The organism is Pseudomonas sp., assembly GCF_041601375.1.
Taxonomy (GTDB): domain Bacteria; phylum Pseudomonadota; class Gammaproteobacteria; order Pseudomonadales; family Pseudomonadaceae; genus Aquipseudomonas.
Genome location: NZ_JBFIIG010000276.1, coordinates 1 through 3684 on the forward strand (window position 1 = coordinate 1; position 3684 = coordinate 3684).

Annotated in this window: 3 protein-coding genes and 1 pseudogene; 1 reads left to right on the plus strand and 3 read right to left on the minus strand. The window is 62.5% G+C overall.

The window, feature by feature from the left end; all coding sequences use genetic code 11:
- Window positions 1–1376, minus strand: a 1376-nt coding sequence (locus tag ABZE94_RS20910; RefSeq protein WP_372878077.1) for a TRAP transporter large permease subunit, incomplete at its 3' end; no start/stop codon positions are given.
- A complete protein-coding gene (locus ABZE94_RS20915) occupies window positions 1369–1914 on the minus strand; it encodes a TRAP transporter small permease subunit (RefSeq protein WP_372878079.1) in 546 nt (181 codons plus the stop codon). The genes ABZE94_RS20910 and ABZE94_RS20915, both read right to left, overlap by 8 nt.
- Window positions 1915–2104: 190 nt before the next feature.
- On the opposite strand from ABZE94_RS20915, the gene ABZE94_RS20920 reads away from it, so the two are divergent.
- Complete coding sequence (locus ABZE94_RS20920) at window positions 2105–3205, plus strand: TRAP transporter substrate-binding protein (protein ID WP_372878081.1); 1101 nt, start codon at window positions 2105–2107, stop codon at window positions 3203–3205.
- Window positions 3206–3549: 344 nt separating this feature from the next.
- Here the strand turns inward: ABZE94_RS20920 and ABZE94_RS20925 are convergent.
- Window positions 3550–3684, minus strand: a pseudogene (locus ABZE94_RS20925) (acyl-CoA thioesterase); the annotation flags it as partial.

The window sequence follows — 3684 nt, forward strand, 5'->3', positions numbered from 1 at the left end:
TACTTGCCGTACACCAGTTCCGGCAGCCAGGTGATCAGGCCGGGGAAGATATAGGCCACCACCAGCAAGAACATCTGGATCAGGATGAACGGCAGCACGCCTTTGTAGATGGTGCTGGTGGGCACCGAACTGGGCGTGACGCCGCGCAGGTAGAACAGGGCGAAGCCGAACGGCGGGGTGAGGAAGGAGGTCTGCAGGTTCAGCGCGATCATCACCCCGAGCCAGACTGGATCCAGCCCCATGGCCAGCAATACCGGGCCGACGATCGGCACCACCACGAAGGTGATCTCGATGAAGTCGAGGATAAAGCCGAGCAGGAAGATCACCACCATCACCAGGAAGAAGGCCCCGAGTACCCCGCCTGGCAGTTGGGCGAAGATGTCCTCGATCATGGTTTCGCCGCCGAAGCCGCGGAACACCAGGGAGAACAGCGAGGCGCCAATCAGGATCAGGAACACCATGGCGCTGATCTCGGTGGTGCCATAGGCTACCTCCCGCAGCTGGCCGAAGTTCAGCTTGCCCTTGTACAAGGCCAGCACCATGGCGCCCAGCGCCCCGAGGGCGGCCGCTTCGGTGGGGGTGGCGTAACCGGCGAGGATCGAGCCGAGCACCGCGCCGATCAGCAGCAGTGGCGGCACCAGGGCGTTGATCAGCTTGCCCCATTCGATCGGGCCGAGTTCCTCCTGCGGCAGCGCCGGCAGCTTCTTCGCCTGGAAGATGGCCACGCCAATGATGTAGAGGATATACAGGCTGACCAGCAGCAGGCCGGGTAGCAATGCGCCGACGAACAGGTCGCCGACCGAGACGGTTTTCGGTGAGAAGATGCCCATCTTCAACTGCGCCTGCTGATAGGCGCTGGACATCACGTCGCCGAGCAGGACCAGCACGATCGACGGCGGAATGATCTGTCCCAGGGTGCCGGTTGCGGCCAGGGTGCCGGTTGCGATGGCCGGGTCGTAACCGCGGCGCAGCATGGTCGGCAGGGCCAGCAGGCCCATGGTCACCACGGTGGCACCGACGATGCCGGTACTGGCGGCGAGCAGCGCACCGACCACGCACACGGAAATCGCCAGGCCGCCGCGCAGGGTGCCGAACAGCCGCGACATGGACTCGAGCAGGTCTTCGGCGACCCGCGATTTCTCCAGCATCACCCCCATGAACACGAACAGCGGCACCGCCAGCATGGTCTGGTTGTTCATTATGCCGAACAGGCGGTTGGGCAGGGCGTTCAGGTAGCCGCCATCGAAGGTGCCGGTGAGCATGCCAAGCCCGGCGAACAGCAGGGACACGCCGCCAAGGGTGAAGGCCACCGGATAGCCGGCCATCAAGGCCGCGCAGATGCAGATGAACAGCAGGATCGCCATTAACTCAACCATGCTTCACCTCCGACGCAGACAGGCGACCGCTGAGGATGTAGGCGGATTTGATCAAGTCGGAGATTCCTTGCAGCACCAGGCTGAATACCAGCACCAGGATGATGCTCTTCTGCAGATAGACGAACTTCAGGCCGCCCGATTCGCTCGAGCCTTCCAGGGTCGCCCAGGAGTTGCCCACGTAATCCCAGCTGCTCCAGCCGAGGAACAGGCACACCGGCAGGAGAAACAGCAGGTTGCCGAAGATCTCCACCAGGGCTTGGCGGCGGCCGCTGAACTTCTGGTAGAAAATATCCACGCGCACATGGCCGTTGCGCTGCAACACCCAGGCGGCGGCGCCCATGAACACAAGGGCGTGGGCATAGAGCACGGCTTCCTGTAGCGCGGTGGCGCCAATGCCGAAGCCATAGCGCAGCACCACCACGGTCGCGGTGCCGATGACCAGAAACAGGGTGAGCCAGGCGCAGGCCTTGCCAAAGCCGGCATTGATCGCGTCGAGCAGGCGCGCTAAGCCGAGCAAGGGAGGGGGATGATTCGACATGGCAGATCCTTATTGTTATGGCCAGGAAACCCGGGGATTCTAGGCGGCTGGGTAAGAGCGTCGCAACCGGCAGTACTACGTACGTAGTCGCTACGCTTGAGAGGCGTGGAGTCCTATGGTACTCAACGTATAGCTGAATACTGGCGATCCCGGTGCTCAGACCATTAGTACAACAACAAGGAGTTATTACATGAAGCGTCGTCAAATTCTCGCGGCAGCGGGTGTAGGCCTTGCAGCCACGGCATTGGCCGGTTGCAACAAAGAGGCTGAGACCGTCGCCAAGCCCGAAGAAGGTGCGAGTAGCGAGACTTTCAGCTGGAAGATGGTGACATCTTGGCCGAAGAATTTTCCGGGCGTAGGCGTGGGTGCCGAACGCTTCGCCACGCTGGTCGAACAAATGAGTAATGGCCGCTTGAAGGTCAAGGTGTATGCCGCCGGCGAACTGGTGCCGGCACTGGAAGTGTTCGATGCGGTGTCCCGCGGTACGGCCGAGATGGGCCATGGTGCGCCTTATTACTGGAAAGGCAAGGTGCCTGCCGCGCAGTTCTTCTGTGCTTCGCCATTCGGCCCCAATGCCCAGGAAATGAACGCCTGGCTGCACAAGGGTGGCGGCATCGAGCTGTGGGAAGAGGTCTACAAGCCCTTCGGCGTACTGCCCATGGCCTGTGGCAACACGGGCGTGCAGACCGCCGGCTGGTTCAACAAGGAAATCAACAGTGTCGCCGACTTCCAGGGTCTGAAGATGCGCACCCCGGGCCTGGGCGGTGAAGTGCTGACCAAGATGGGCGGCACCGTGGTCAATATGCCGGCTGGCGAGATCTTCACCGCCATGCAGACCGGCGCCATCGACGCCACCGAGTGGATCGGCCCCTACAACGACCAGGCCTTGGGCCTGCACAAAGCGGCCAAGTACTACTACACCCCGGGCTGGCAGGAGCCGAGCGTACTGTTCGAGCTGGACATCAACATCAAGGCCTGGGAAACCCTGCCGGCCGACCTGCAAGCCGTCGTCCGTGCCGCGGCGCGCGATGTGAACGGCGACATGCTCGACGATTACAACGCCAAGAACATGGAAGCCATGGAGCAACTCAAGGCCGAGGGCGTGGACGTACGCCGCCTGCCGGACGAGGTGCTGGCCAAGCTCAAGGAAGTGGCGGCCGAAGTGGTCGACGCCTCCGCCGCGGCCGATCCGGTGGCGAGCAAGGTGTGGGAGCAGCAGAAGGCGTACCTGCAGCGTCTGTTCGACTACGCCGAAAGCAACGAGAAGGACATCTACAACATCCGCGGCTGATTGCTGGCCAATAAAAACGCCGGCTTTCGAGCCGGCGTTTGCGTATCCGCTGTGCGGTTTTTTCGCGCGCAGAAGGCGTAGGCGATGGTTCGGTAGGATGAGCGCAGCGATACCCATCACAGCGGCGTACGAATCTCCATAAACCTCAGGACTGACACTTCTTCAGGGTAGCGGCCATGCTGGTGATCTATCGATCGCTGATGGGTATCGCTGCGCTCAACCACATCCTACGGCTGGACCCTAGGCTGGGTGATAACCCATCAATTGCGGCGATGGGTTCCACCTGCGCGGCCCGACCTGCGCGGCCCGACCTAGGCGGCCCCACCTGCGCGGCCCGACCCATACTACCGGCGTGCCGGTACCGGGCGGGTGCGTCCGCTGCCGTCGATGGCGACGAAGACGAACACCGCCTCGGTGACCTTGCGCCATTCGCTGGACAGCGGGTCGTCGCTCCACACCTCGACCAGCATCTGGATCGA